At 73.4% G+C, this 23,790-nt stretch carries 25 protein-coding genes; 8 read left to right on the forward strand and 17 right to left on the reverse strand.

Translation table 11 applies throughout. The features are described 5' to 3' along the window. Positions 1-25: 25 nt before the first annotated feature. Positions 26-781, forward strand: coding sequence for a GntR family transcriptional regulator (locus tag ACIPPS_RS16650; protein ID WP_401431969.1), 756 nt, complete (start codon positions 26-28; stop codon positions 779-781). Positions 782-855: 74 nt separating this feature from the next. Here the strand turns inward: ACIPPS_RS16650 and ACIPPS_RS16655 are convergent, their stop codons facing one another. Continuing rightward, entirely contained in the window at positions 856-1,443 is a 588-nt protein-coding gene (locus ACIPPS_RS16655) for a phosphonate degradation HD-domain oxygenase (protein ID WP_401431971.1), read from the reverse strand. Continuing rightward, entirely contained in the window at positions 1,440-2,537 is a 1,098-nt protein-coding gene (locus ACIPPS_RS16660; protein WP_401431973.1) for a TauD/TfdA family dioxygenase, read from the reverse strand. The genes ACIPPS_RS16655 and ACIPPS_RS16660 overlap by 4 nt, the downstream gene beginning before the upstream one ends. A 190-nt stretch (positions 2,538-2,727) precedes the next feature. Here ACIPPS_RS16660 and ACIPPS_RS16665 point away from each other — a divergent pair, with 190 nt between their 5' ends. Further along, the gene (locus ACIPPS_RS16665; protein ID WP_401431976.1) at positions 2,728-3,597 is read left to right on the forward strand and encodes an IclR family transcriptional regulator; all 870 of its coding nucleotides are present in this window, start codon (positions 2,728-2,730) and stop codon (positions 3,595-3,597) included. A gap of 262 nt (positions 3,598-3,859) precedes the next feature. Here ACIPPS_RS16665 and ACIPPS_RS16670 read toward each other — a convergent pair whose 3' ends face one another. From ACIPPS_RS16670 to ACIPPS_RS16700, 7 genes are all read right to left on the reverse strand, one after another. Next, complete coding sequence (locus ACIPPS_RS16670; protein WP_401431978.1) at positions 3,860-4,963, reverse strand: 2Fe-2S iron-sulfur cluster-binding protein; 1,104 nt, start codon at positions 4,961-4,963, stop codon at positions 3,860-3,862. Continuing rightward, positions 4,947-5,186: a hypothetical protein gene (locus tag ACIPPS_RS16675; RefSeq protein WP_401431981.1), complete on the reverse strand. Its 240-nt coding sequence runs from the start codon at positions 5,184-5,186 to the stop codon at positions 4,947-4,949. Before ACIPPS_RS16675 ends, ACIPPS_RS16670 begins: the two co-directional genes overlap by 17 nt. Then, positions 5,183-6,325, reverse strand: coding sequence for a Rieske 2Fe-2S domain-containing protein (locus tag ACIPPS_RS16680; protein WP_401431983.1), 1,143 nt, complete (start codon positions 6,323-6,325; stop codon positions 5,183-5,185). Before ACIPPS_RS16680 ends, ACIPPS_RS16675 begins: the two co-directional genes overlap by 4 nt. Next, positions 6,322-7,395, reverse strand: coding sequence for a 4-hydroxy-2-oxovalerate aldolase (dmpG, locus tag ACIPPS_RS16685; RefSeq protein WP_401431986.1), 1,074 nt, complete (start codon positions 7,393-7,395; stop codon positions 6,322-6,324). Before dmpG ends, ACIPPS_RS16680 begins: the two co-directional genes overlap by 4 nt. Next, complete coding sequence (locus ACIPPS_RS16690) at positions 7,392-8,297, reverse strand: acetaldehyde dehydrogenase (acetylating) (protein WP_401431988.1); 906 nt, start codon at positions 8,295-8,297, stop codon at positions 7,392-7,394. The genes dmpG and ACIPPS_RS16690 overlap by 4 nt, the downstream gene beginning before the upstream one ends. Positions 8,298-8,303: 6 nt before the next feature. Then, positions 8,304-9,071, reverse strand: coding sequence for a 2-keto-4-pentenoate hydratase (locus ACIPPS_RS16695; RefSeq protein WP_401431991.1), 768 nt, complete (start codon positions 9,069-9,071; stop codon positions 8,304-8,306). Between the two features lie 102 nt (positions 9,072-9,173). Then, a complete protein-coding gene (locus ACIPPS_RS16700) occupies positions 9,174-10,253 on the reverse strand; it encodes a GlxA family transcriptional regulator (RefSeq protein WP_401431993.1) in 1,080 nt (359 codons plus the stop codon). Positions 10,254-10,324: 71 nt separating this feature from the next. Between ACIPPS_RS16700 and ACIPPS_RS16705 the strand changes: the two genes are divergently transcribed. Then, entirely contained in the window at positions 10,325-11,662 is a 1,338-nt protein-coding gene (locus tag ACIPPS_RS16705) for an MFS transporter (protein WP_401431996.1), read from the forward strand. Between the two features lie 101 nt (positions 11,663-11,763). Here the strand turns inward: ACIPPS_RS16705 and ACIPPS_RS16710 are convergent, their stop codons facing one another. Continuing rightward, positions 11,764-12,657: an SDR family oxidoreductase gene (locus ACIPPS_RS16710; RefSeq protein ID WP_401431999.1), complete on the reverse strand. Its 894-nt coding sequence runs from the start codon at positions 12,655-12,657 to the stop codon at positions 11,764-11,766. Between the two features lies 1 nt (position 12,658). Continuing rightward, positions 12,659-13,423, reverse strand: a complete 765-nt coding sequence (locus ACIPPS_RS16715) for an SDR family oxidoreductase (protein WP_401432002.1) — start codon at positions 13,421-13,423, stop codon at positions 12,659-12,661. Positions 13,424-13,491: 68 nt separating this feature from the next. Between ACIPPS_RS16715 and ACIPPS_RS16720 the strand changes: the two genes are divergently transcribed. Genes ACIPPS_RS16720 through ACIPPS_RS16740 form a run of 5 tightly spaced genes read left to right on the forward strand, consistent with a single transcriptional unit; the run spans position 13,492 to position 17,797 of the window. Further along, positions 13,492-14,241 carry an enoyl-CoA hydratase family protein gene (locus tag ACIPPS_RS16720; protein WP_401432004.1) on the forward strand — a complete coding sequence of 250 codons (750 nt, stop codon included), beginning with the start codon at positions 13,492-13,494 and terminating at the stop codon, positions 14,239-14,241. Beyond that, positions 14,238-15,083: a CoA transferase subunit A gene (locus tag ACIPPS_RS16725; protein ID WP_401432006.1), complete on the forward strand. Its 846-nt coding sequence runs from the start codon at positions 14,238-14,240 to the stop codon at positions 15,081-15,083. The genes ACIPPS_RS16720 and ACIPPS_RS16725 overlap by 4 nt, the downstream gene beginning before the upstream one ends. Then, the gene (locus ACIPPS_RS16730) at positions 15,080-15,802 is read left to right on the forward strand and encodes a CoA-transferase subunit beta (RefSeq protein WP_401432009.1); all 723 of its coding nucleotides are present in this window, start codon (positions 15,080-15,082) and stop codon (positions 15,800-15,802) included. Before ACIPPS_RS16725 ends, ACIPPS_RS16730 begins: the two co-directional genes overlap by 4 nt. Beyond that, positions 15,802-16,851 (forward strand): NAD(P)H-dependent flavin oxidoreductase, encoded by a 1,050-nt coding sequence (locus ACIPPS_RS16735; protein WP_401432011.1) that lies wholly within the window; start codon positions 15,802-15,804, stop codon positions 16,849-16,851. The genes ACIPPS_RS16730 and ACIPPS_RS16735 overlap by 1 nt, the downstream gene beginning before the upstream one ends. 43 nt (positions 16,852-16,894) lie before the next feature. Continuing rightward, positions 16,895-17,797, forward strand: a complete 903-nt coding sequence (locus ACIPPS_RS16740; protein WP_401432014.1) for a tyrosine-protein phosphatase — start codon at positions 16,895-16,897, stop codon at positions 17,795-17,797. Here the strand turns inward: ACIPPS_RS16740 and ACIPPS_RS16745 are convergent. The 6 genes from ACIPPS_RS16745 to ACIPPS_RS16770 form a co-directional block, all read right to left on the reverse strand. After that, positions 17,794-19,467: a DEAD/DEAH box helicase gene (locus ACIPPS_RS16745; RefSeq protein WP_401432016.1), complete on the reverse strand. Its 1,674-nt coding sequence runs from the start codon at positions 19,465-19,467 to the stop codon at positions 17,794-17,796. The two genes, ACIPPS_RS16740 and ACIPPS_RS16745, sit on opposite strands and share 4 nt — an antisense overlap. 115 nt (positions 19,468-19,582) lie before the next feature. After that, entirely contained in the window at positions 19,583-19,786 is a 204-nt protein-coding gene (locus tag ACIPPS_RS16750; protein WP_290114082.1) for a cold-shock protein, read from the reverse strand. A gap of 203 nt (positions 19,787-19,989) precedes the next feature. Beyond that, positions 19,990-21,147, reverse strand: coding sequence for an acetyl-CoA C-acetyltransferase (locus ACIPPS_RS16755; RefSeq protein ID WP_401432020.1), 1,158 nt, complete (start codon positions 21,145-21,147; stop codon positions 19,990-19,992). 18 nt (positions 21,148-21,165) lie between these two features. Further along, positions 21,166-21,816, reverse strand: coding sequence for a TetR/AcrR family transcriptional regulator (locus tag ACIPPS_RS16760; protein WP_401432022.1), 651 nt, complete (start codon positions 21,814-21,816; stop codon positions 21,166-21,168). A gap of 15 nt (positions 21,817-21,831) precedes the next feature. Then, the gene (locus ACIPPS_RS16765) at positions 21,832-22,614 is read right to left on the reverse strand and encodes an SDR family oxidoreductase (RefSeq protein WP_401432025.1); all 783 of its coding nucleotides are present in this window, start codon (positions 22,612-22,614) and stop codon (positions 21,832-21,834) included. Further along, positions 22,611-23,747 carry an acyl-CoA dehydrogenase family protein gene (locus ACIPPS_RS16770; protein ID WP_401433098.1) on the reverse strand — a complete coding sequence of 379 codons (1,137 nt, stop codon included), beginning with the start codon at positions 23,745-23,747 and terminating at the stop codon, positions 22,611-22,613. Before ACIPPS_RS16770 ends, ACIPPS_RS16765 begins: the two co-directional genes overlap by 4 nt. Positions 23,748-23,790 lie beyond the last annotated feature (43 nt).

The raw sequence follows: 23,790 nt of genomic DNA on the forward strand, positions 1-23,790 counted from the left end.
GATGCGTGCATGACAGGGTGGGGCTGTGAGCGAGGAACGGGGCAGGACGCCGCTGTATCTGAAGGTCGCCGCGGATCTGCGGACCGCCATCACGGCGGGTGAGTACGGTTCGGGGGCGAAGCTTCCGGCGGAGGACGAACTGGCCCGCCGCTACGGGGTGTCCCGGGGGACGGTCCGGCAGGCGCTGGCCGCGCTGCGCACCGACGGCCTGATCACCTCGCGGCGCGGTTCGCGTCGGGTGGTGCTCGGCGGTCCGCGGCTGCACAGCTTCGGCGAGCTGCGCTCGTTCACGCGCTGGGCGCGCTCCCTCGGCGAGGAGCCGGGCGGCCGGATCGTGGCCGTCGACCGGGTCCCGGCGGACGCCGAGGAGGCGGAGAAGCTGCGCGTCGCGGAGGGATCGCCGGTCTACCGGGTGCGTCGGCTGCGGACGTTGGCGGGCGCGCCGGTGATGGTGGAGCGGACGACGTATCCGGAGCGGATCGGGGAGCTGGTGGCGCGGATGCCGCTGGACACGGTCTCCCACTCGGAGCAACTGGCGCTGCACGGTGTGCTGTTCGCAGACGCGCGACACACCATCGACCTGGTGCCGGCCGACGCCGACGACGCGGAGCTGCTCGGCTGCCGGGTGGGCGCGTCGCTGCTGCGGGAGCGGCGGCACTCCACGGACCCCGCGGGGACGCCGGTGGAGTGGTCGCAGGACCGCTATCTGCCGGGGACGGTGGCGTTCACGATGCAGAGCTCGACGGCGACGAGCGCGCTGGGCCGCAGACTGGGCATGTGAGGCGCCTTCGCGGTGTGACATGGGCTGAACCCGGGGCCGGGTGCCCCGGGTTCAGCCGTGTACGGGGGTCTTTCTCAGACCGGTCGGCCGGCCGCCTCCGGGCGGAGCAGGTCGGCCAGCAGCGGCCGGAAGTGCTCGAAGCCGGGCGTCGGCAGCTCCGGGTCCTTCGCCTGCTCGTCCCAGCGCCGTACGGCGACGGCGTCGGCCGCGCCCGGGTGGGTCTCGAACGCCCGCGCCTGCTCGTCGGTCATCGGCCCGCCCTGGACGGCCAGGGTGTGGACCGAGGCCTCGGAGAGAAGGGCGAAGTAGCCGGGTTCGACGGCGCAGAGGTAACGCTTGGCGGCGACGTGCAGCCGTACGGGCTCGGTGACCTCGGGCCCGAACCACTGGTCGAGCCAGTCGGCCCCGGTGTGGCTGTGCCGGTTGTCGGTGCCGTTCTCCATCAGGTCGCGGCCGGTGACGGCGCCCTGGAAGTGGCCGACGTCGTGCAGCAGCGCGGCGGCGACCAGGTGGGCGGGGGCACCGGCGGCCTCGGCGAGCGCGCCGGCCTGGAGCATGTGCTCGGCCTGGGTGACGGCCTCGCCGAAGTACTCGGCGCTGCCCTCTCCCTCGAAGAGTCCGGCGAGGGTGTCGAGGGGGTCCGTGGGGGCCACGGGGTTCACTGGGTGCTCTCCTCTCGGCGCAGGACGGCCAGGGTGGAGGCCAGTCCGTCGATGTCGGCGTACGCGCCCTGGAGGTGGCGGTCGCCGGACTCGGCGAAGGCCGTACGGGCGTGCAGCAGACGGGTGTTGTCGAAGATCAGGCAGTCGCCGGGGGCCAGCCGGAAGTCCAGCTGGAGCGCGGGCCGCAGGAGCAGCTCGCCGAAGCGCCGGTACGCCGCGTAGAAGGCGCCGAGCACGTCGGTGGGCAGGCTCAGGGTGCCGATGGAGCGGTTGTTGAAGCGGATCTCTCGGAGCCTGCCGGTCGGGTCGGTGCCGATCAGGGGTCGGTGGGCGCGGAGTTCGGTGCGCTCGTCGGCGAAGGCGAAGGGGACGGGGACCCGGGTGAGGATCTCGTACGCCTCCGGGTCCTCGGCGCGCAGCAGCGCGGCGGCGTGGAAGCCGTCGACGAGGCCGGAGTCGCCGCCCTGGGCCGCGTTGGTGAGGCAGTGCAGGAGCTGGAGGGTGGGGACCGGGTCGCGGTAGGGGTTGTCGGTGTGCGGGGTGATCCGCGCGCCGGTGAACGCGAGGTTGTTGGGGTCGGCCTCGACACGGACCTCGAAGAGCTCGCCGTAGTTGGTCTCGCGGACGAAGCCGAAGGTGCGGGCCACGTCGAGGACCTGGCGGTCGCGCACGGGGACTCCGCGCAGCAGGACGAAGCCGAGGCGCAGGACGGCGTCGAGGGCGGTGGCGCGGACGGCCGGGTCGGCGGTGTACGCGTCCCAGTCGGCCTCGGGGAGCCCGTCGTCGAAGCGGTGGGCGGCCCACAGCTCCTTGTCGTCCTCGGTACGGCCGTCCCCGGGTACGGCGGCCGCGCCGGGGAGGTGGGCGCCCAGCCAGCTCTCGGCGTAGACGGAGCGGTGGCCGTCGGGGGCCCAGACGACCTCGCGGGCGGGGGCGCCGTCGGGGGTGCGGGTGTCGTGGACGGCGTCGACGGCGAGCGCGGCGGGGAGCTCGGTGATCTGGAACAGCTTCTGGCCGTTGCGGGGGTCGCGGCAGTCCGCGCAGGGGCAGTTGTCGCGCAGCCAGAACGGCGGCGCGGTGGCGAGGGACACCATGGGCACTCCATGTTGTACAGACAACTCTGTTTCCGGGGGAGCTTCGCAGCCGTGGATGACCGAGGGGTTACGGGCAGCCCAACAGCCACCCCGTATATACCTATTAGAAATAGTCGATGCAGCTGTCTTCCCCCGGGCGCGCACCGCGTGGCAGGGTCGGCGCACCGTCACGGAACCACGGGAGACGTCCATGACCGCTGAGCTCGTCGGCGTACCGACTCCTGCGCCCTCGCTGCTCGAGAAGGCCGCCCGGGTGCTCGCGGCCTTCGAGGGGCCCGAGCCGAGGCTCTCGCTCACCGAGGTGATCCGCCGCTCCGGCATCCCGCGCTCCTCGGCGCACCGCATCCTCGACCAGCTGGTCCAGTTGCGCTGGCTGGACCGGGAGGGCCGGGACTACCGCATGGGCATGCGGATGCTGGAGCTGGGCGCGCTCGCCGCGCACCACAACCGGCTGCGCCGGGCCGCGCTCCCCCGCCTCCACGCGCTCCACGAGTCCACGGGACACCTGGTCCAGCTGTACGTCCTCGACGGCACCGAGGTCGTCTGCCTGGAGCGGATCGGGGGATCGGAGGACTCCACGGTCCCCTCCCGCACGGGCGGCAGGATGCCCGCGCACTCCACGGCCGCGGGCAAGGCGCTGCTCGCCTTCGGCGACCCGGCCGCGCTCACCGCCGTCCTGGCCCACCGGCTGCGTCCGCTCACCCCGCGGACCCTGGTCAACCCGGTCGCGCTGCGCTCCGAGCTCGCGGCGGCCCGCGAGCGGGGCGTGGCCTTCGACCGGGAGGAGACCTACCGGGGCGTCTCCTGTGTGGCCGCGCCCCTGCGCGGGGCGGGCCGGGCGATCGCCGCGGTCTCGGTCTCGGGCCACGGGATCCACCGCGAACTGGACCGGCTGGCCCCGGCGGTGCGGACGTGCACGCGCGGGGTGTGGCAGGACCTCTTCGGCCCGGGGCGGGCGCCGGCACCGTCCAGGCCCGTGGCGCCCTCGCCGAAGAACCGGGTCTCGGAGGGGGAGATGGACGCGATGATGGGGTGGCTGCGCTTCAGCGAGTGGATGTAGCGCCTGTCGTTTCGATCACGCGCCCGTTCCGCCACCGGCTCGGCCGGCAGGTCGGCCATTCCGGCGCATCACGGGGACGGGCAGGGCGGGGTTCACCGTCGCGTGGACGGCGGTCTTCCGGTCGCGCAGGAGCCCGACCGGGACCTCCGGCGGCAGGGCCGGGAGGTCATGGACACCGTCGTGCCCGGCCCGCGGCCGGCCGGGGCGGGGACGAGGGTCCGGCCGCGGGGAGGCCGGAGGAGCAGATCGGCGTGTGCGGCCCTCACTCGTACGTCACCTCCACCCGCTCGCCGAGCGGCACCGCCTGGCAGGCCAGGACGTAGCCCTCGGCCAGATCCGTCGCGTCCAGGACCTCGTTGCGGGCCATCGTGACCTCCCCCGATGTGATCCGGCAGGCGCAGGCCGCGCAGGCGCCCTCGCGGCAGGAGTACGGGGCGTCGACGCCGGCCGCGAGGAGGGCGTCGAGGAGCGGGGTGGCCGGTCCGCCGGTGACCCGGTGGGCCCGGCCGTCCAGGTGGACCTCGGCGGTGTAGGAGACGTCGCCCTCGACCGCGTCCTCGCGGGTGAAGACGGACTCGGTCAGCGAGAAGTACCGCTCCCGGTGGACCCGGCGACCGCCCGCCGACCGTACGGCCGCCTCCGCCGCGTCCATCAGCGGGACCGGGCCGCACAGATAGGTGTCGCGGGCGGCGTACGGGGCCAGGGCGGGCGCGAGCAGCTCGGTGGTGGGCAGGCCCTGGAGGGACTCCAGCCAGTGGGTGAGGGCGAAGCGTCCGGCGAAGTCCTCGGCCAGCTCGCGCAGTTCGTCGCGGAAGACGACGGAGTCCTGGTCCCGGTTGGCGTACAGCAGCGCGACCCGTCCCGCGCCCGCCACCAGTGCCGACTTGGCCAGCGAGATGACGGGGGTGATGCCGCTGCCGCCCGCGACCAGCAGCATGTCGCGGCCGGGGAAGGCCGGGGTGAAGGCCCCGGCGGGCGGCAACACCTCCAACTCGTCCCCCGTACGCACCCGTTCGCACAGCCACCCGGAGCCGCGCCCGCCCGGGACCTTCTTGACCGTGATCTTCGGCGCCTCGCCGGTGTGCGGCGAGCTGGCGAGGGAGTAGCAGCGGGCGCCGCCGTCGGGCAGCCGTACGGTGAGGAACTGGCCCGGGCGGTAGGGGAAGTCGGCGTCGAGGACGAGGGAGACGGCGTCGGCCGTCTCGGGGACGACCTCGGCGACCCGCACCCGCACGCCGCGCCCAGGACCCACGTCTCCCCCGGCCTGGGAGACCCCCGCGTCCTGGGAGGCTCCCCCGGCCCGGACGGCCCCCTCCGGCCCGGCGACCGCACCGGACTCCCCGGCGACGTCACGGAAGGTCGGCACCGGTCACCTCCAGTGCGCCGCTCGCCACCGCCGCCTCGATCGAGCCGCGCAGCTCCTCGCAGCGCCGGACCCGCCCGGCCGGCTCGCCCGCCGCGACGCGCGCCCGGATGACCGGGCACACGGCGGCCGAGGGGGCCGACCACCGCACGGAGGTGTGCGCGGGGCTGAACTTCTCGCACAGCACCCGGTTCCCGCAGGTGGCGCACTCCACCGGCCGCGTCATCGCGCGCGCCGCGACAGGTTCTCGGCGACCTCGGCCTCCCAGGCCTCGTTGGCCCGGGTGGTGTCGATATCGAACTCGAACCGCTCGACCATCTCCTCCTTCACGTCGCCCACGTCGACATAGAACTGCTCGTACCACCGCCGCAGTTGGTAGACCGGGCCGTCCTCCTCGCTCAGCAGCGGGTTGTCGACACGGGTCTTGTTCCGCCAGACCTCGATGTCCTGCTCGAAGCCGACGGCGAGTCCGCCGGTGAACAACTCCGCCGCGTCGGCGACCTGTTCGTCGGTCATACCCGGGAGCTTCCGCACGATCGTGCCGTAGAGGAGGACGAAGCTGTCGGCGCTCACCGGGTAGTGACAGTTGATGAGGACGCTCTCCATCTCCACACCGCCGCCGATGTCCGACCAGACGCGGTCGATCATGTAGGAGGGTCCGTAGTAGGAGGCGTCGGAGCGCAGCGGGGCGCTGAGGTTGCCGAGGTCCATGTCCTGGCGCGGGGTGGACTCCAGGTACTGGGTGGCGACGTGGCCTTCGAAGACGTTGGTGAAGCGGGTCGGGAAGGCGTAGTGCACGTAGTAGAAGTGCGCCATGTCGACGATGTTGTCGACGATCTCGCGGCAGTTCGAGCCGTCGACGCGGGCGGTCTTCCACGACCAGTCGGACCACTCGCCGCTGTCGAGGCCCTCGATCCGGGGGATGGTGACGTCGGGCGGCGGCGGGTTGCCCTCGGGGTCGTGCCAGACGAAGAGCTGCCGGTTGCGCTCCAGGGTGGTCCAGGCCCGGGTCCTCGCGCGGGGCGGGACGCGGCGGGCGTACGGGATGCCCGCGCACCGGCCGTCGCCGGACCAGCGCCAGTCGTGGAAGGGGCAGGCGACGGCGTCGCCCTTGACGGTGCCGTGGGCGAGGTTGCCGCCCATGTGGGGGCAGTAGGCGTTGAGGACGTGCAACCGCCCGTCCTCCTGCCCCTGGAAGACGACGAGCTTGGTCCCGAATGCCTCGATCTCGTGGGGCTCGCCGTCCTTGAACTCCCGGGCGAGTCCGAGGCAGTGCCAGCCGCGGGCGAACCGGGTGGGCGGGGCGGCGGCGCGGATCACGCGGGGCCCCTGGTCGGCGGCGTCCGGCAGGTCGACGGTGGTCATGGGGCGGTCACCTTCTCCTTCGCGAGTTCGACGGCGATGTCGATGAGCTGGTCCTCCTGGCCGCCGACCAGGCGGCGTTCCCCGGCGCGCAGCAGGATCTCGGCGCCGGAGACCCCGTACCGCTCGGCCTGCCGGTAGGCGTGCTTGAGGAAGCTGGAGTAGACCCCGGCGTGGCCCATGAGCAGGGCGAGCCGGTCGAGCCGGCACTCCTCGTCCATGACGGGCCGGACGACGTCCTCGGCCGCGTCGATGATCTTCAGTACGTCGATGCCGGTACGGATCCCCATCTTGTGGCAGACGGCGACGAGCGCCTCGACGGCGGTGTTGCCCGCTCCCGCGCCGAGGCGCCGGGTGGAGCCGTCGATCTGCCGCGCGCCGGCCTTGATCGCGGCGATCGAGTTGCCGGTGCCGAGGGCGAGGTTCTCGTGGCCGTGGAAGCCGACCTGCGCGTCGTCGCCGAGCTCGGCGACGAGGGCGGCGACCCGGTCGGCGGTCTCGTCCATGACGAGGGCGCCCGCGGAGTCCACGACGTACACGCACTGACAGCCGGCGTCGGCCATGATCCGGCCCTGGCGGGCGAGCAGTTCGGGGGTGGTGGAGTGCGCCATCATCAGGAAGCCGACGGTCTCCAGGCCCCTGTCCCGCGCCAGGCCGAAGTGCTGGACCGCGATGTCGGCCTCGGTGCAGTGGGTGGCGATCCGGCAGACGCTCGCACCGTTCGCCTCGGCGGCGCGGATGTCGTCCTTGACGCCGAGGCCGGGGAGCATGAGGAAGGCGATCCGCGCGCTGCGCGCCGTCTCGACGGCCGCCTTGATCAGCTCCTGCTCGGGGGTCCTGGAGAAGCCGTACGTGAAGGAGGAGCCGCCGAGACCGTCGCCGTGGGCGACCTCGATGACGGGGACGCCCGCGCCGTCGAGCGCGGCGACGACGGAGCGTACGTCCTCGACGGTGAAGCGGTGGCGCTTGGCGTGGGAGCCGTCGCGCAGGGAGGAGTCGGTGATCCGGATGTCGTACGTCGTCGGCGTCGTCGGCGTCGTCGGGTGGGGGGTAGGCGTCGTCGGGTGGGTCATCGGGGGCTCCGCTTCGCGAACTCCTCGCCGACCCTGGTGGCGGCGGCGGTCATGATGTCGAGGTTCCCGGCGTACGGCGGGAGGTAGTCACCGGCGCCCTCGACCTCCAGGAAGATGCCGACGCGGGCCATGCCGCCGTTGACGTCGGAGGCGTCGTCGAACTGCGGCTCGGCGCGCAGCCGGTAGCCGGGGACGTACTCCCGCACCTCCTCGGCGACCTGCTTCACGGAGACGGCGATCGCCTCCCGGTCCGCGTCCTCGGGGATCGCGCAGAAGACCGTGTCGCGCATGATCACGGGTGGGTCGGCGGGGTTGAGGATGATGATCGCCTTGCCCAGGTCCGCGCCGCCGATGGTCTCGATGCCGCGCGCGGTCGTCCGCGTGAACTCGTCGATGTTCGCGCGGGTGCCGGGTCCGGCCGAGACGGAGGCGACGGACGCGACGATCTCGGCGTAGCGGACGGGGACGACGCGGGAGACGGCGTGGACCATGGGGATGGTGGCCTGGCCGCCGCAGGTGATCATGTTGACGTTGTCGGCGTCGCCATGGGCCGTGAGGTTGGCGGGCGGGACGACGGCGGGCCCGAGAGCGGCCGGCGTGAGGTCGACGGCCCTGATGCCGAGGGCGCGGTAGCGGGGGGCGTTGGCGCGGTGGACGGCGGCGGAGGTCGCCTCGAAGACGAGGTCGGGAAGGTCCCCGGAGCCGTCGAGGAGCCGATCGACCCCGTCGTGGAAGGTCTCCAGGCCGAGCCTGCGGGCCCGGGCGAGCCCCTCGCTCCCGGGGTCGACCCCGACCATCCAGCGGGGCTCGATGTGCGGGGAGCGCAGCAGCTTGTACAGGAGGTCGGTGCCGATGTTGCCGGAGCCGACGATGGCGGCGGTGAGGGTGGTCGGGGTGGTCATCGTGCCTCAGCAGAAGGAGAGGGAGACGGAACCGAGCCCGGTGAACTCGGCGGTGTACGTACGTCCTTCGGCGACGTCGACGGCACGGGTGCAGGACCCGGGCAGGACGAGATGGCCCTTCTTCAGTGCGACGCCGAAGCGGGCGACGGTCCTGGCGAGCCAGGCGACGGAGCGCGCGGGGTCGCCGAGGACGGCGTCGCCGCGCCCCTCGGCGATCGGCGCCCCGTCCTCGTACAGCCGGACGTCGACCCGCCGGGGGTCGACCTCGGCCGGTGGACGGCCTTCGCCGACGACGAAACCCGCGGAGGAGGCGTTGTCGGCGATGGTGTCGCCGATCGTGACGCGCCAGTCGGCGATCCGGCTGTCGATCAGCTCGAGGGCGGGGACGACGCGTTCGGTCGCGGCGAGGACGTCGGCCGCGGTGCAGCCCGCGCCGGGAAGGTCCGCGCCGAGGACGAAGCCGGTCTCGACCTCGATGCGGGGCGCGCAGTAGCGGGCGACGGGGACGGGCCGGTCGGAGTGGAGCTCCATGTCGTCGAGGAGGTGGCCGTAGTCCGGCTCGTCGACGCCCATCATGCGCTGCATGACGGCCGAGGACAGGCCGACCTTGTGCCCGACGACGGTGGCTCCGGCGGCCTGCCGGTCCGCGATGGTGAGCAACTGGACGCGGTACGCGTCCTCGACCCCGATCCCCAGCGGCTCGACCGGCCGCCGCGCCCGCTCGGCCCGTGCGAGTACATCGGCGACCCGTCGCCGCGCGGTCTCTGTGAGCATGCGGGGAGGCTAGGCAGGGCGGCGGGCGGGGCGGGAGCGCGGTTTCCCACTGTGCGGGATTCGCGTCGCTCCGGTCGCCGGGGTGCTGTCCGAACCCGGGCCCTACCGGGTGCCGGCCATGCGGAAGGCGCGCCGGTAGGCGGCCGGGGTGGTGCGCAGGGCCTCGTGGAAGCGGCGGCGCAGGTTGACGGCCGAGGAGAGGCCGACCCGGCGGGCGATGGTCTCCACCGGCAGGTCGGTCTCCTCCAGGAGCGCCCGCGTGGCGGCGATCCGCCGGTCCAGCAGCCAGCGTCCGGGGCTGATGCCCAGTTGCTCGGTGAAGCGCCGGGTCAGCGTGCGGGCCGAGACCTGGGAGCGGGCCGCCATGTCGGCGACGCTGACCGGCTGGTCGAGCCGCGCCTCCAGCCACTCGAGGAGCGGGGCCAGCGAGTCGGTGACGGGACCGGAGGTGGGCAGGTCCGCGTACTGCAGCTGGCAGCCCTCGCGGTGCGGCGGCATGACCATCCGGCGGGCGACCCGCATCGCGTACGCGGCGCCCTGGTCGGCGCTCACGAGGTGCAGGCAGAGGTCCACGCCGGCGGCCGCTCCGGCGCTGGTGGCGACGTCGCCGTGGTCCACGTACAGCACGGCGGGGTCGACCCGGACCCGCGGGAAGCGGGCGGCCAGCGCGGCGGCACCGGCCCAGTGGGTGGTGGCCCGCCGGCCGTCGAGCAGCCCGGCGGCGGCGAGGACGAAGGCGCCCGAGCAGATGCTCACGATCCGGGCCCCGCGCCGGTGCGCCCGCCGAACCGCCGCGACCACGGCGGGCGGCACGTCGACGCGCGGTGGGGCGGGTGCGCCGGGCGGCACGTCGGCGCCGGGTGGGGCGGGTGCGCCGGAAGGGGCGGGCGGGGCGTGAGCTCCGGATGCGTCGGAGGCCTGGGGCCAGCCGGGAACGAGCACGGTGTCCGCGCGTTCCAGCGCGTCGAGGCCGGCCGTCACCAGCAGGTCGTAGCCGGCCTCGGTGCGCACCGGGCCCGGGTGCTCGGTGCAGACCTCGAAGGCGTAGCGGACGGGGATCGCCGGGCCGGGATCACCGAACACCTCGGTCGCGCAGGCCAGCGGAAAGGTCGCCTGCGGGGACCGCAGCAGGGCCACCACCCGGTGCGGCGCCGGGGAGTTCGGCAGCGGACGAGACGTCATGGCGCGAAAGTACTCCATCATGTCGTTCAGGACACTGGGACGGCCCGATTGGTCCATACCATTATCGGGGCGTGACCACCGAGCAGCCGCACACCCGGACCCAGCCCGCCGCCCCCACCGCCGGACCGACCGCCCGCACCGCCGGACCGACCGCCCGCACCGCCGGACCGACCGCCCGCACCGCCGAGCCGACCGCCCGACCACCCCTGTGGGACCGGCGCTTCACCCTCTTCTTCGCCGCCCGCACCGTCTCGATGGTCGGCGACGCGATGATGCCGGTGGCGGCCGCGCTCGCCGTCGGAGCGCTGTACGGGATCTCCGGGGTCGGCTACGTGCTCGGCACGTGGACGGGGACGTTCGTCGTCCTGGTCCTGTTCGGCGGGGTGTGGGCCGACCGGTTCGGCGCGCGCCGGATGATGATCGGCGCGGACCTCGTGCGGGTGGTGACCCAGGGCGTGCTGGCCGCCGCGTTCTTCGTGGGGACGCCGCCGTTCTGGCTGCTGGTGACGATGGCGGCGCTGGCCGGTGCGGCCGTCGCGATGTTCCTGCCGGGGGCGAACGGGATGGTCCCGCTGGTGGCGCGCGAGCCCCAACGGGCCAACGCCACCCTCAAGGTCGCCGACGCGCTCGCCCACCTGCTCGGCCCGGCGCTGGCGGGGCTGCTGATCGCGCTGGCGGGGGCGGGGACCGTGTACGCGATCGACGCCGGCACCTTCCTGCTCAGCGCCCTGTGCCTGGCGCTGGTCCGGCTCGCCCCTGCCGCCGCCGACTCCGCCGTCCGCGGCGCCGGTTCGCTCCGCGCCGACCTGCGCCAGGGCTGGCGGGAGTTCCGCGCGCGCACCTGGATGTGGGCGGTGATCCTGATCTGGGTCGGCTACGGCGTGCTGCTCTTCGGGCCCGTGGTCCCGCTCAGTTCGGCGCTGGTGGGCGCACGCCTCGGCCCGGACGCCTACGGCCTCGCGGTCTCCTTCCTCGGCGCCGGTACGGTGCTCGGTGGCCTGGTGGCTCTGCGGGTCCGCCCGGCCCGCCCGCTGGCCGCGGGTGCGGTGGCGATGGCGCTGTACACCGTGCTGCCGCTCGGCGTGGCCCTGAGCGCCGGCCTTCCGGTGCTGCTGGCGGGCCATGTCATCGGCGGCGGCGCCCTGGCGTTCTGGTCGGTGATGTGGGCCACGACCGTCCAGACCCACACCCCTCCCGCCGCCCTCAACCGCGTCTCCGCCTACGAACTGGCGGGCTCGGTGTCGGGTATCGCCCTGGGCCAGATGCTGGCCGGACCGGCGCTCGCCCTGGCCTCCCCCGACCGACTGCTCCTGGTCTCGGCCGCCGCCTGCCTGGCGGGCTGTGTGGCCCTGTTCGCGACCCCGGCGATCCGCACGCTGCGCAGCGCCACGCCGCCGGACCAGCCGTGACCGGACAAGCAGGAGGCGGGGCGCCGGGCAGCCCCCGACCCCCAGCCCCTCGACCCCCAGCCCTCACCCCCTCAGCCCCCGACCCCCGGCCCCTCAACCCCTCAACCCCCCGACCCATACACCGGCCACGGCGTCTCCGACGCCGTCAGGAGCTTTCGGGCCGCCTCCCCCGCCTCCGCCGCGTCCCAGCGGGCGCCCTTGTCGGCCGTGGGGCCCGGGCGCCAGCCCTCCATCACGGTGATGCGACCGGCCTCCGCCTCGAAGACGCGGCCCGTGACGCCGGCGGAGGCCGCCGAGCCCAGCCAGACCACCAGCGGGGAGACGTCCTCCGGGACGCCTTCCAGGCCCGCGAAGGCCTGTTCCGTCATCCGGGTCCTCGCCGCCGGGGCGATCGCGTTGACCTGGACGCCGTAACGGGCCATCTCCGCCGCGGCGACCAGGGTCAGGCCGACGATCCCGGCCTTCGCCGCCGCGTAGTTGCCCTGCCCCACGCTGCCCAACAGGCCCGCTCCGGACGTGGTGTTGACCACCCGCGCCACCGGTTCGCGCCCCGCCTTCGACGCCGCCCGCCAGTACGCGGCCGCGTGCCGCAGCGGCAGGAAGTGACCCTTCACGTGGACCCGCATCACCGCGTCCCAGTCGTCCTCGCCGAGGTTCACGAGCATCCGGTCCCGCAGGAAGCCCGCGTTGTTGACCAGGGTGTCCAGGCGCCCGAAGGTGTCCAGCGCGACGGCCACCAGCGACGCCGCACCCTCCTCCGTGGCGATGTCGCCGCCGTGCGCGACCGCCTCCCCGCCCGCCGCCCGGATCTCCTCCACCACCTGCCCGGCCGGCGAGCCCGAGCCCGCCGAGCCGTCACGACCCACCCCCAGGTCGTTGACGACCACCCGCGCCCCCTCCGCGGCGAACGCCCGGGCGTGCGCCCGCCCCAGCCCCCGCCCGGCGCCCGTCACGATCACGACCCGGCCGTCGCACAGTCCCTCACGCAGTCCCATCTCAGCTCCCCTTGTTGACGGTCGCGGCATCCAGAAACGCGGGGCGCTCGCCGCCCCCGTGCACCAACAGCGAGGCCCCCGAGACGTATCCGGCCCGGTCGGACGCGAGGAAGACGGCCGCCTCCCCCACGTCCGACGGGTCGGCGAGCCGGCCTAGCGGCACGGTCCGGGCGACGGCCTCGACCCCGTCCTCGTCCCCGTAGTGCAGGTGGGCGAGTTCGGTCCGCACCATCCCGAGGACCAGCGTGTTCACCCGCACGTACGGGGCCCACTCGACGGCCATCGACCGCGCCAGGTTCTCCAGCCCGGCCTTCGCCGCGCCGTACGCGGCCGTCCCCGGCGACGGGCGGGTCGCGCTGACGCTGCCGATCATGACGACCGAGCCGCGCGCGTCCCGCAGCAGCTCGTGCGCGGCGAGCGACGCGGTCAGCGGGGCGGTCAGGTTCAACTCCACGACGCGCGCGTGCCGTTCGGCCTCCCCCTCCCCCAGCAGCCGGTACGGCGTGCCGCCCGCGTTGTTGACCAGCACGTCCAGGCGCCCGTACCGCTCCCCGACGTCCGCGAAGAACGCGCCGACCGCCACCGGATCCCGCAGGTCCACCGGGACGAAGTCGGCCCGCCGGCCGGCGCCGGTCACCGGCTCGTCCGGTGGCCGGCGCGCACAGACGACGACCCGCGCCCCCGCCCCGAGGAAGGCCCGCGCGATGCCCGCGCCGACCCCCCGCGTGCCGCCGGTGACGACGGCCACCCTCCCGTCCAGCTCCATCGGCTGCTACCTTTCCTGACCAAGCAGTCACCTAACAAATGTTTGGTGGAAAGGTAGCTGATCCGCTCATGGGTGTCTCCACCACAAGCCCCGCCAAGGGCATCTCACTCGTCACCGTCGACTTCCCACCCGTCAACGCCCTGCCCGTACGCGGCTGGTACGACCTCGCCGACGCCGTCCGCGCCGCCGGCCGCGACCCCGAGACCCGCTGTGTGGTCCTGACCGCCGAGGGCCGCGGCTTCAACGCCGGCGTCGACATCAAGGAGATGCAGCGGGACCCCGGCCACGGCAGCCTCATCGGCGCCAACCACGGCTGCGCGGAGGCGTTCGCGGCGGTCTACGACTGCGAGGTGCCGGTCGTCGCGGCCGTCGGCGGCTTCTGTCTGGGCGGCGGCATCGGGCTGGTCGGCAACGCGGACGCCGTCGTCGCCTCCGAGGACGCCACCTTCGGCCTGCCGGAGCTGGACCGGGGCGCGCTCGGCGCCGCCACCCATCTCGCCCGGCTGGTCCCGCAGCACCTGATGCGCGCGCTCTACTACACCTCGCGCACCGCCACCGCGGCCGAGCTGCACGCCCACGGCTCGGTCTGGAAGGTGGTCCCGCGCGCCGAACTGCTCGACGCGGCACTGGAGCTGGCGAGCGAGATCGCGCGCAAGGACGGGTATCTGATCCGGCTCGCCAAGGCCGCCCTCAACGGCATCGACCCCGTCGACGTACGCCGCAGCTACCGCTTCGAGCAGGGCTTCACCTTCGAGGCCAACCTCAGCGGTGTCGCCGACCGCGTCCGCGACACCTTCGGCAAGGAGGGCACCCCGTGACCGACAAGACCATGACACCCGACGAGGTGGTGGGCCGTCTCCGCTCCGGCATGACCCTCGGCATCGGCGGCTGGGGCTCCCGCCGTAAGCCGATGGCCTTGATCAGAGCGCTGCTCCGGTCCGAGATCACCGATCTCACCGTGGTGTCCTACGGCGGCCCCGACGTCGGTCTGCTGGCCGCCGCGGGCCGGATCCGCCGGCTCGTCGCCGCCTTCACCACCCTCGACTCCATCCCGCTGGAGCCGCATTTCCGTGCCGCCCGCGAACGCGGCGACCTCACCATGACCGAGCTCGACGAGGCGATGTTCATGTGGGGCCTGCACGCCGCCGCGAACCGGCTGCCCTTCCTGCCCGTCCGCGCCGGTCTCGGCTCGGACGTCATGACGGTCAACCCCGAACTGCGGACGGTCACCTCGCCGTACGAGGACGGGGAGACGTTCGTCGCCGTGCCCGCCCTGCGCATGGACGCCGCCTTCGTCCACCTCAACCGCGCCGACCGGCTCGGCAACGGCCAGTACCTGGGCCCCGACCCGTACTTCGACGACCTCTTCTGCGAGGCCGCCGACACCGCGTACGTCTCCTGCGAACAGCTCGTGGACCGGTTCGACGCCGGCACCGCCCCCCAGTCCCTGCTCGTCAGCCGGCACAGCGTCACCGGCGTCGTGGAGACCCCGAACGGCGCGCACTTCACCTCCTGCGTCCCCGACCACGACCGCGACGAGCCCTTCCAGAGGATGTACGCCACCACCCCCTGGCCCGCGTTCTCCGCCCGCTTCCTGTCCGGCAAGAGCGAGGACGACTACCAGCAGGCCGTCCGGACCTGGCACGAGGAGCAGCGATGATCAGCCGTTCGGAATACTGTGTCGTCGCCTGCGCCGAGGCCTGGCGCGACAACGGCGAGGTCCTCGCCGCCGCCATGGCCCCCGTCTCCTCCTTCGGCGCCCGGCTGGCCAAGCGCTCCTTCGCCCCCGACCTGCTGCTCACCGACGGCGAGGCGATGCTGGTCGGCCTCGACGGAGAGCCCGAGGGCTGGCTGCCGTACCGCCGCCATCTGACGATGGTCACCGGCGGCAAGCGGCACGTCATGATGGGCGCGAGCCAGATCGACCGGCACGGCAACCAGAACATCTCCTGCGTCGGCGACTGGTCGCGGCCCGCCCGCCAGCTCCTCGGCGTCCGCGGCGCGCCCGTCAACACCCTGAACAATCCGGTCAGTTATTGGATCCCCAAACACTCGCCCAGGGTCTTCGTCGAGCGCGTGGACATGGTCAGCGGCGTCGGCTACGACCGGGCGGCCGCCGCCGGGGCCGAGCGCTTCCACCGGATCCCCCGGGTCGTCTCGGACCTCGGCGTCTTCGACTTCGAGACGCCCGGCCGCGCCATGCGCCTCGCCTCCCTGCACCCCGGCGTCACCGTGGCGCAGGTCCGGCAGGCGACCGGCTTCGACCTCGTGATCGGCGACGACGTCCCGTACACCCGCGAGCCGACGCCAAAGGAGCTGCGGCTGATCCGTGAGGTGATCGACCCCAGGGGGCTGCGGGACCGGGAGGTACGGGTCTGATGGAGACGGCGCTCACCCAGCTCACCGGCGTCCGGTACCCGATCGTCCAGACCGGCATGGGCTGGGTCGCGGGCCCCCGCCTGGTCTCCGCCACCGCGAACGCCGGGGCCCTCGGGATCCTCGCCTCGGCGACGATGACCGTCGAGGAGCTGCGCGCGGCGGTCCGCGAGGTGAGGTCGCGGACGGACCGGCCCTTCGGGGTCAATCTGCGCGCGGACGCGGGCGACGCCCGCGAGCGGGTGCGGATCATCATCGACGAGGGGGTGCGGGTCGCCTCCTTCGCGCTCGCCCCGTCCCGCGACCTGATCGCGGAGCTGAAGGACGCGGGCGTGGTCGTCGTCCCCTCGATCGGGGCGCGGCGGCACGCCGAGAAGGTCGCGGCCTGGGGCGCGGACGCGGTGATCGTGCAGGGTGGCGAGGGCGGTGGCCACACCGGCGACGTGGCGACGACGGTGCTGCTGCCGCAGGTCGTGGACGCGGTCGACATTCCGGTGATCGCGGCCGGCGGTTTCCACGACGGCCGTGGTCTGGTGGCGGCGCTCGCCTACGGCGCGGCGGGCATCGCCATGGGCACGCGCTTCCTGCTCACCTCCGACTCCACCGTCCCCGACGCCGTGAAGGCGCGGTACCTCGCCGCCACCGTGAAGGACGTGACGGTGACGACGGCCGTCGACGGGCTGCCGCACCGGATGCTCCGTACGGAGCTGGTCGTCGCCCTCGAACGGGCGGGCCGGGTACGGGCGTTGGCGCAGGCGGTCCGCAGGGCGGCGGGGTTCCGCGCGGTCTCGGGGCTGTCGTGGCCGGCCATGGTCCGTGACGGTCTCGCGATGAAGCACGGCAAGGACCTGTCGTGGAGCCAGGTCCTGCTCGCCGCGAACACGCCCATGCTCCTCAGGGCGTCCATGGTCGAGGGCCGTACCGACCTCGGTGTCATGGCGTCCGGCCAGGTCGCGGGGGTCATCGAGGACCTGCCCAGCTGCGAGGACCTCGTCCTGCGGGTCATGTCCGAGGCCGAGAAAGTGCTCCGCACCCTGCCGACACCAGGGTGAAACCGCTCTCCCCGTACGGGAGTTCAGCACAGGGAGTTCCGCCATGCCCCTTTCGAGACGCGCACTGCTGAGCACCGCCGGCGCCACCGCCCTGGTGGCGCTCGCCCCTCCCCCGGCCGTCGCGGCGCCCCACCGTCGGCACCGCGGCGCGACGACCGCCGAGCTGATCCCGCTCCAGGGCGCGGTCAACGTCCGTGACCTGGGCGGATATCTCACGTACGGCGGCGACCGGGTACGCCGGGGGCTGGTCTACCGGGGTGACGCCCTGGGCAAGCTCACGGACGCCGACCTGACGACGCTCTCGGGACTGCGCCTCGGCTCGGTCGTCGACTTCCGCGTTCCGCTGGAGGTGCGGTCGGACGGCGCCGACCGGCTGCCCGGCGGGCTCGTCCCGGTCGCACGGCCGGTGACCGACAACGGTCTCAACGCGCTGATCCGGTCCGCGATCGGCTCCGGCGACCCGGTGAAGCAGGAGGAGATGCTGGGCGGCGGCCGGGCGCCCGCGTTCATGGCGGAGGTCTACCGCTCGTTCGTCACCAGCGCCGACAACCGGGCGCGGTTCGCCGCCACGATCCGTGACGTCGCACGGCCCGGCGGCCGCCCGCTGCTGTACCACTGCACCTCGGGCAAGGACCGTACGGGCTGGCTGAGTTACCTGCTCCTGACGGTGGTGGGGGTGCCGGAGCGGTACGTCGTGGAGGACTTCCTGGCCTCCAACACCTTCCGGGCCGCCCATGACGCCCACCTGCGGGAGGGGTTGCGGCAGTCCGGGCTGATGCGGAACCCGGAGCTGCTCATCCCGATGCAGGAGGTACGGCTGCCGTATCTGGAGGCCGCGCTGGCCGAGGTGCGGCGCGGCTACGGCGGTCTCTTCCGCTACCTCACCGTCGGCCTCGGCCTGGAGCCGCGCACGCTGGCGGAGCTCCAGGACCGGCTCGTCGACTAGACGGCGCCGCCCGCGCGGCGACCACGGCCACCGCCGGCGCCGCGGCCACGGGTGGACGAACCGCCCGCGCCCGTACGCGCACCGGCGGCACCCGCGCCGGTGCGGGAAGCGCCCGCGCCCGTACCCGTACGGGAAGCTCCCGCACCGGCGCCCGTGCGCGAACCGCCGGTCGCCGTGCGGGCGCCCGCGCCCGAACGGGAGCGGCCACCGCCACCGGCGCCGCCGCCACCGCCACGGCGCGCGCGCTGTCCGCCGTTGCGGGCGCTCGCGGGCTGGGTCGGCTGCGGGACCTCGATGACGACCGGGACGCCCGAGGGCTCACGGGCGCCGGTGAGGCGGGTCAGCTCCTCGTCGCTCGACTTGATCTGCGCCGTGCGCGGGGAGATCCCGGCGTTCGACATCAGGCGGCTCATGTCGCGCTTCTGCTCGGGCAGGACCAGGGTGACGACGCTGCCGGACTCGCCAGCCCGGGCGGTGCGGCCGCCGCGGTGCAGGTAGTCCTTGTGGTCGATGGGCGGGTCGACGTTCACGACGAGGTCGAGGTCGTCGACGTGGATGCCACGGGCCGCCACGTTGGTCGCCACCAGGACGGTGACCTGGCCGGTCTTGAACTGGTCCAGGGTGCGGTTGCGCTGCGGCTGCGAGCGGCCGCCGTGCAGACCGGACGCCCGGACACCGCTCGCGAGGAGCCGCTTGACCAGCCGGTCCACGGCCCGCTTGGTGTCCAGGAAGAGGATGGTGCGGCCGTCGCGGGCCGCGATGCGGGTGGTGACGGCCTTCTTGTCGGTCTCGTCGGCGACGTAGAGCACGTGGTGCTCCATCGTCGTGACGGCGCCGGCCGAGGGGTCGACGGAGTGCACGACCGGGTCGGTCAGGAACATCTTCACGAGGCGGTCGATGTTCTGGTCCAGGGTGGCCGAGAACAGCATCCGCTGGCCGTCCGGCTCGACCTGCTTCAGCAGCGCCGTGACCTGCGGCATGAAGCCCATGTCGGCCATCTGGTCGGCCTCGTCGAGGACCGTGATCGCGACCTGGTCGAGCCGGCAGTCGCCCCGCTCGATGAGGTCCTTGAGGCGACCGGGCGTGGCGACGAGGACCTCGGCGCCACGGCGCAGCGAGTTCGACTGCTTGGTGATCGACAGACCGCCGACGACGGTCGCGAGCCGCAGCTGCACCGAGGTGGCGTACGGGGCGAGGGCGTCGGTGACCTGCTGGGCCAGCTCGCGGGTGGGCACGAGGACCAGGGCGAGCGGCGCCTTGGGCTCGGCGCGGCGGCCCGCGGTGCGGGCGAGGAGCGCGAGGCCGAAGGCGAGGGTCTTGCCGGAGCCGGTGCGGCCGCGGCCGAGGATGTCCCGGCCGGCGAGCGAGTTCGGCAGCGTGGCGCCCTGGATCGGGAACGGCTCGGTCACACCCTGCGCGTTGAGCGTCTTGACCAGGGCCGCGGGCATGTCGAGGGCGTCGAAGGACTCGACGGAGGGGAGCGCGGGCGTCAGCGTCTCGGGCAGGGTGAACTCACGCGGCGGCGGAGGCGTGGCCGGTCCGCGGCCACGGCCTGCGGACTTCGCCCTGCCGCTGCCCTGGGGGGCGGCGGAGCCACGGCGGGAATTTCCGGACATGGTTCCGGAACGGGATTCGGCGGCCCGACGGGGCCGCTTTTCGGAGCGAGTCATGGGAAATACCTTCCTGGCCTGAGCAGAGCGCCCGAGCAGAGCGCCTGAGCACAGCGCGAGCCGGGACCCGCACCTGCGCGGTGCGGGCCCCGGCTGCGAGAATCGCGTACGGCGATCAGGCGGGGAGGATGTTCTCCGCCTGCGGGCCCTTCTGGCCCTGCGTGACGTCGAAGGTGACCTTCTGGCCTTCCTGCAGCTCACGGAAGCCGGAGGTCGCGATGTTGGAGTAGTGGGCGAAGACGTCGGCGCCGCCGCCGTCCTGCTCGATGAAGCCGAAGCCCTTTTCGGCGTTGAACCACTTCACAGTTCCGGTGGCCATAATTTTCTCCTGAATAGGTAAGGGTCCCATCCCGGAGAGTCCGGAAAACAAAATTGCGCCTGAGGAACATTCCCGTCAGGCGCACATAAAGTTCATGGGTACCAACTAGCAACTCTCAGACCTTAGCACGCCGCCCCGCCCGAGGGGCGGAGCGGCGACGCACGTCACACCGCGAGGGGCGGAAAGAGGCGCGCGAGCGGTGGTCAGAGCCGCTCGATGATCGTCACATTGGCCTGGCCGCCGCCCTCGCACATGGTCTGGAGCCCGTAGCGGCCGCCCGTGCGCTCCAGCTCGTGGAGGAGCGTGGTCATCAGCTTCACCCCGGTGGCGCCCAGGGGGTGGCCGAGGGCGATGGCACCGCCGTTGACGTTCACCCGGGCGGGGTCGGCGCCGGTCTCCTTCAGCCAGGCCAGGACGACCGGGGCGAAGGCCTCGTTGATCTCGACGAGATCCATGTCGTCGATGGTCATGCCGGTCTTCTTCAGCGCGTACGCGGTCGCCGGTATGGGCGCGGAGAGCATCCGGATGGGGTCCTCGCCCCGCACCGAGAGGTGGTGGACGCGGGCGCGGGGGGTGAGGCCGTGTTCGCGTACGGCCCGTTCGCTGGCCAGGAGCATCGCGGCGGCGCCGTCGGAGACCTGGGAGGAGCAGGCCGCCGTGATGGTGCCGCCCTCGACGACCGGTTTGAGGCCGGCCATCTTCTCCGCCGTCGTGTCGCGGCGCGGGCCCTCGTCCACGGTCACGTCCCCGTAGGCGACGGTCTCCCGCGCGAAGCGGCCCTCGTCGATCGCGCGCAGCGCCCGCCGGTGCGAGCGGAGGGCGAACTCCTCCTGGTCACGGCGGGTGATGCCCCACTTCCGCGCGATCAGTTCGGCGCCGTGGAACTGGTTGACGGGTGCGTCGCCGTAGCGGGCGCGCCAGCCCTCGGAGCCCGCGTAGGGGCCCTCGGTCAGGCCGAGGGGCTCGGCGGCCTGCCGGGAGGCGAAGGCGATCGGGATCATCGACATGTTCTGGGTGCCGCCGGCCACGACCAGGTCCTGGGTGCCGGAGAGGACGCCCTGCGCCGCGAAGTGCACGGCCTGCTGGGAGGAGCCGCACTGGCGGTCGACGGTGACGCCGGGGACCTCCTCGGGGAGCCCGGCGGCGAGCCAGGCCGTACGGGCGATGTCGCCGGCCTGCGGGCCCACGGTGTCGAGGCAGCCGAAGACGACGTCCTCGACGGCGGCGGGGTCGATGCCGGAGCGGGTGACGAGGGCCTTCAGGACGTGCGCGCCGAGGTCCGCCGGGTGGGCGGAGGCCAGGCCTCCCTTGCGGCGGCCCACCGGGGTGCGGACCGCTTCGACGATGTAGGCCTCGGCCATGACGACTCCTCCAGCTGGTTACGAATCTACGGCGGTGTCCGCGGCTGTTTCCACGGCGGTGTCCAGGGCGATGCCGTCCAGGACCATCGACAGGTACTGGCGGGCGATCTCCTCCGGGCTGTGCTGTCCGCCCGGGCGGTACCAGGACGCGGCGACCCAGACGGTGTCGCGCACGAACCGGTAGGTGAGCCGGATGTCGAGGTCGGCGCGGAAGGCCCCGGCCTCCACTCCGCGCTCCAGCGTGCCGAGCCACGCCTTCTCGAACTTCTGCTGCGAGTCCGAGAGGTAGTGGAAGCGGGGCTGGTCGGTGAGGTGCCTGGACTCCTTCTGGTAGATGGCGACGGCGGCGCGGTGCCGGTCGATCTCCCGGAAGGACTCGGTGACGAGGGCCTCGATGGTCTCCCTGGGTCCGAGTCCGGCGGCGAGGACGGCGTCGTACCCCTCCCACAGCTCGGTCAGGAAGGTGGAGAGGATCTCGTCGAGCATCGATTCCTTGGAATCGAAGTGGTAGTAGAGGCTGCCGGCGAGCATGCCGGCGGCGTCGGCGATCTTGCGTACGGTCGTGGCGTTGTACCCCTGGGCGGCGAACACCTCGGCGGCGGTGTCGAGGAGTTCTCGGCGCCGCTCGGGCGAGGCGGTCACCTGGGTCTTCTTCTTGGTGGTCGGCACCGTTCCATTCTCGTCCTACGCGTGCTGGCTGCTGACGGAGACCGTCTCGCCGGTCATGTAGGAGGAGTAGCCGCTGGCGAGGAAGACGATGACGTTGGCGATCTCCCAGGGCTCGGCGTACCGCCCGAACGCCTCTCGTTCGGTGAGGTCCGCGAGCAGCTCGGCGGAGGTGACCTTGACCAGGTGCGGGTGCATGGCGAGGGACGGGGAGACGGCGTTGACGCGGACGTCGTGGGCGGCGGCCTCGACGGCGGCGCAGCGGGTGAGGGCCATGACGCCGGCCTTGGCGGCGGCGTAGTGGGCCTGCCCGGCCTGGGCGCGCCAGCCCACCACGGAGGCGTTGTTGACGATCACCCCGCCGTGGCCGGCGCCCTGGAAGTGGCGCAGTGCGGCGCGGGTGCAGCGGAAGGTGCCGGTGAGGGTGACGTCCAGGACGCGGCTCCACTGCTCGTCGGTCATGTCGACGAGGGCGGCGGTGCCGCCGAGTCCGGCGTTGTTGACGACGGCGTCGAGGCGGCCGTGGAGCCGTACGGCGGTGCCGAAGAGGGCCTGCACCTGGGTCTCGTCGGTGACGTCGCAGGCGAGGGCGTCGACCCGGTCGGCGCCGAACTCGGCGGCGAGGGCGGCCTCGGTCTCCTTGAGGCGGCGCGCGTGGGCGTCGCTGACGAGGACCCTGGCCCCCTCCTCCAGGAAGCGGCGGGCGGTGGCGCCGCCGATACCGGCGCCGGCGGCGGCGGTGATGACGGCGGACCGGCCGGCCAGCAGGCCGTGCCCGGGGACGTAGGCGGGGGGCGTCATGGGCGCGGCTCCTTCGGGAGGCCGAGCACCCGCTCGGCGATGAGGTTGCGCTGGATCTCGCTGGATCCGGCGTAGATGGTGTCGGCCCGGGAGAAGAGGAACAGCCGCTGCCACTCGTCGAGTTCGTACGGCTCGGCGGCGACGACGGTGGCGGCGGCGCCGCAGATGTCCATCGCGAGTTCGCCGAGGTCGCGGTGCCAGTGCGACCAGTAGAGCTTGGCCGTCGAGGGGTCGGTGGAGCGCTGGGCGTTCGCCCGCATGGCCTGGAGGCCGGTCCAGGCCCGGACGAGCCGGTCGCGGACGAGCGGGTCGGCGAGGGCGCCGTTGCGCCGGGCGAGCGCGACCAGGCCCTCCCACTCGCGCCGGAACCCGACCTGCTGGCCGAGGGTGGAGACGCCGCGTTCGTAGCCGAGGGTGGCCATGGCGATCCGCCAGCCGTCGCCGGGCGCGCCGACGACGTGCGCGGCGTCGGTCCTGGCGCCGTCGAAGAAGACCTCGTTGAACTCGCTGGTGCCGGTGAGCTGGACGATCGGCCGGACCTCGACGCCGGGCTGTTCCAGCGGGACGAGCAGGTACGAGAGTCCGGCGTGCCGCCGCGATCCGGGCTCGGTGCGGGCGACGACGAAGCACCACTGCGACTCGTGGGCGAGCGAGGTCCAGATCTTCTGCCCGGTGACCACCCACTCCTCCCCCTCGCGCACGGCGCGGGTGCGGACGGCGGCGAGGTCGGAGCCGGCGTCGGGTTCGCTGTAGCCCTGGCACCAGAGCTCCTCGACGGCGCGGATCGGAGGCAGGAAGCGGGCCTTCTGCTCCTCGGTGCCGTGGTCGATGAGGGTGGGTCCGAGGAGCTGCTCGCCGATGTGGTTGACGCGGGCGGGGGCGTCGGCGAGGGCGTACTCCTCGTGGAAGGCGATCTGCTCCTCGATGCTCGCGCCGCGCCCGCCGTACTCCTTCGGCCAGCCGACGCAGGTCCAGCCGTGCGCGGCCAAGTGCCGCTCCCAGGCGAGGCGTTCGGCGAACGCCTCGTGTTCGCGGCCCGGCCCGCCGAGGCCCTTGAGGGCGGCGAACTCACCGTCGAGATGGGCCTGCAGCCAGGTGCGTATCTCGGTGCGGAACTCCTCGACGCTGCTCATGGCGCTGCTCATGGCCGTACGTTAACCTACCAAACACTTGTTA

The organism is Streptomyces sp. NPDC090127, assembly GCF_044746945.1.
Lineage (GTDB): Bacteria > Actinomycetota > Actinomycetes > Streptomycetales > Streptomycetaceae > Streptomyces.

What these genes read in the sequence shown, in the direction of transcription:
- ACIPPS_RS16700 (WP_401431993.1), bottom strand. Translation starts at nt 10,253, where the DNA reads ATGACGTCTCGTCCGCTGCCGAACTCCCCGGCGCCGCACCGGGTGGTG.
- ACIPPS_RS16690 (WP_401431988.1), bottom strand. Translation starts at nt 8,297, where the DNA reads ATGACCACCCCGACCACCCTCACCGCCGCCATCGTCGGCTCCGGCAAC.
- ACIPPS_RS16660 (WP_401431973.1), bottom strand. Translation starts at nt 2,537, where the DNA reads ATGGTGTCCCTCGCCACCGCGCCGCCGTTCTGGCTGCGCGACAACTGC.
- ACIPPS_RS16710 (WP_401431999.1), bottom strand. Translation starts at nt 12,657, where the DNA reads ATGGGACTGCGTGAGGGACTGTGCGACGGCCGGGTCGTGATCGTGACG.
- dmpG (WP_401431986.1), bottom strand. Translation starts at nt 7,395, where the DNA reads ATGACCCACCCGACGACGCCTACCCCCCACCCGACGACGCCGACGACG.
- ACIPPS_RS16770 (WP_401433098.1), bottom strand. Translation starts at nt 23,747, where the DNA reads ATGAGCAGCGTCGAGGAGTTCCGCACCGAGATACGCACCTGGCTGCAG.
- ACIPPS_RS16675 (WP_401431981.1), bottom strand. Translation starts at nt 5,186, where the DNA reads ATGACGCGGCCGGTGGAGTGCGCCACCTGCGGGAACCGGGTGCTGTGC.
- ACIPPS_RS16765 (WP_401432025.1), bottom strand. Translation starts at nt 22,614, where the DNA reads ATGACGCCCCCCGCCTACGTCCCCGGGCACGGCCTGCTGGCCGGCCGG.
- ACIPPS_RS16680 (WP_401431983.1), bottom strand. Translation starts at nt 6,325, where the DNA reads ATGACCACCGTCGACCTGCCGGACGCCGCCGACCAGGGGCCCCGCGTG.
- ACIPPS_RS16715 (WP_401432002.1), bottom strand. Translation starts at nt 13,423, where the DNA reads ATGGAGCTGGACGGGAGGGTGGCCGTCGTCACCGGCGGCACGCGGGGG.
- ACIPPS_RS16730 (WP_401432009.1), top strand. Translation starts at nt 15,080, where the DNA reads ATGATCAGCCGTTCGGAATACTGTGTCGTCGCCTGCGCCGAGGCCTGG.
- ACIPPS_RS16735 (WP_401432011.1), top strand. Translation starts at nt 15,802, where the DNA reads ATGGAGACGGCGCTCACCCAGCTCACCGGCGTCCGGTACCCGATCGTC.
- ACIPPS_RS16665 (WP_401431976.1), top strand. Translation starts at nt 2,728, where the DNA reads ATGACCGCTGAGCTCGTCGGCGTACCGACTCCTGCGCCCTCGCTGCTC.
- ACIPPS_RS16695 (WP_401431991.1), bottom strand. Translation starts at nt 9,071, where the DNA reads ATGCTCACAGAGACCGCGCGGCGACGGGTCGCCGATGTACTCGCACGG.
- ACIPPS_RS16720 (WP_401432004.1), top strand. Translation starts at nt 13,492, where the DNA reads ATGGGTGTCTCCACCACAAGCCCCGCCAAGGGCATCTCACTCGTCACC.
- ACIPPS_RS16745 (WP_401432016.1), bottom strand. Translation starts at nt 19,467, where the DNA reads ATGACTCGCTCCGAAAAGCGGCCCCGTCGGGCCGCCGAATCCCGTTCC.
- ACIPPS_RS16740 (WP_401432014.1), top strand. Translation starts at nt 16,895, where the DNA reads ATGCCCCTTTCGAGACGCGCACTGCTGAGCACCGCCGGCGCCACCGCC.
- ACIPPS_RS16755 (WP_401432020.1), bottom strand. Translation starts at nt 21,147, where the DNA reads ATGGCCGAGGCCTACATCGTCGAAGCGGTCCGCACCCCGGTGGGCCGC.
- ACIPPS_RS16750 (WP_290114082.1), bottom strand. Translation starts at nt 19,786, where the DNA reads ATGGCCACCGGAACTGTGAAGTGGTTCAACGCCGAAAAGGGCTTCGGC.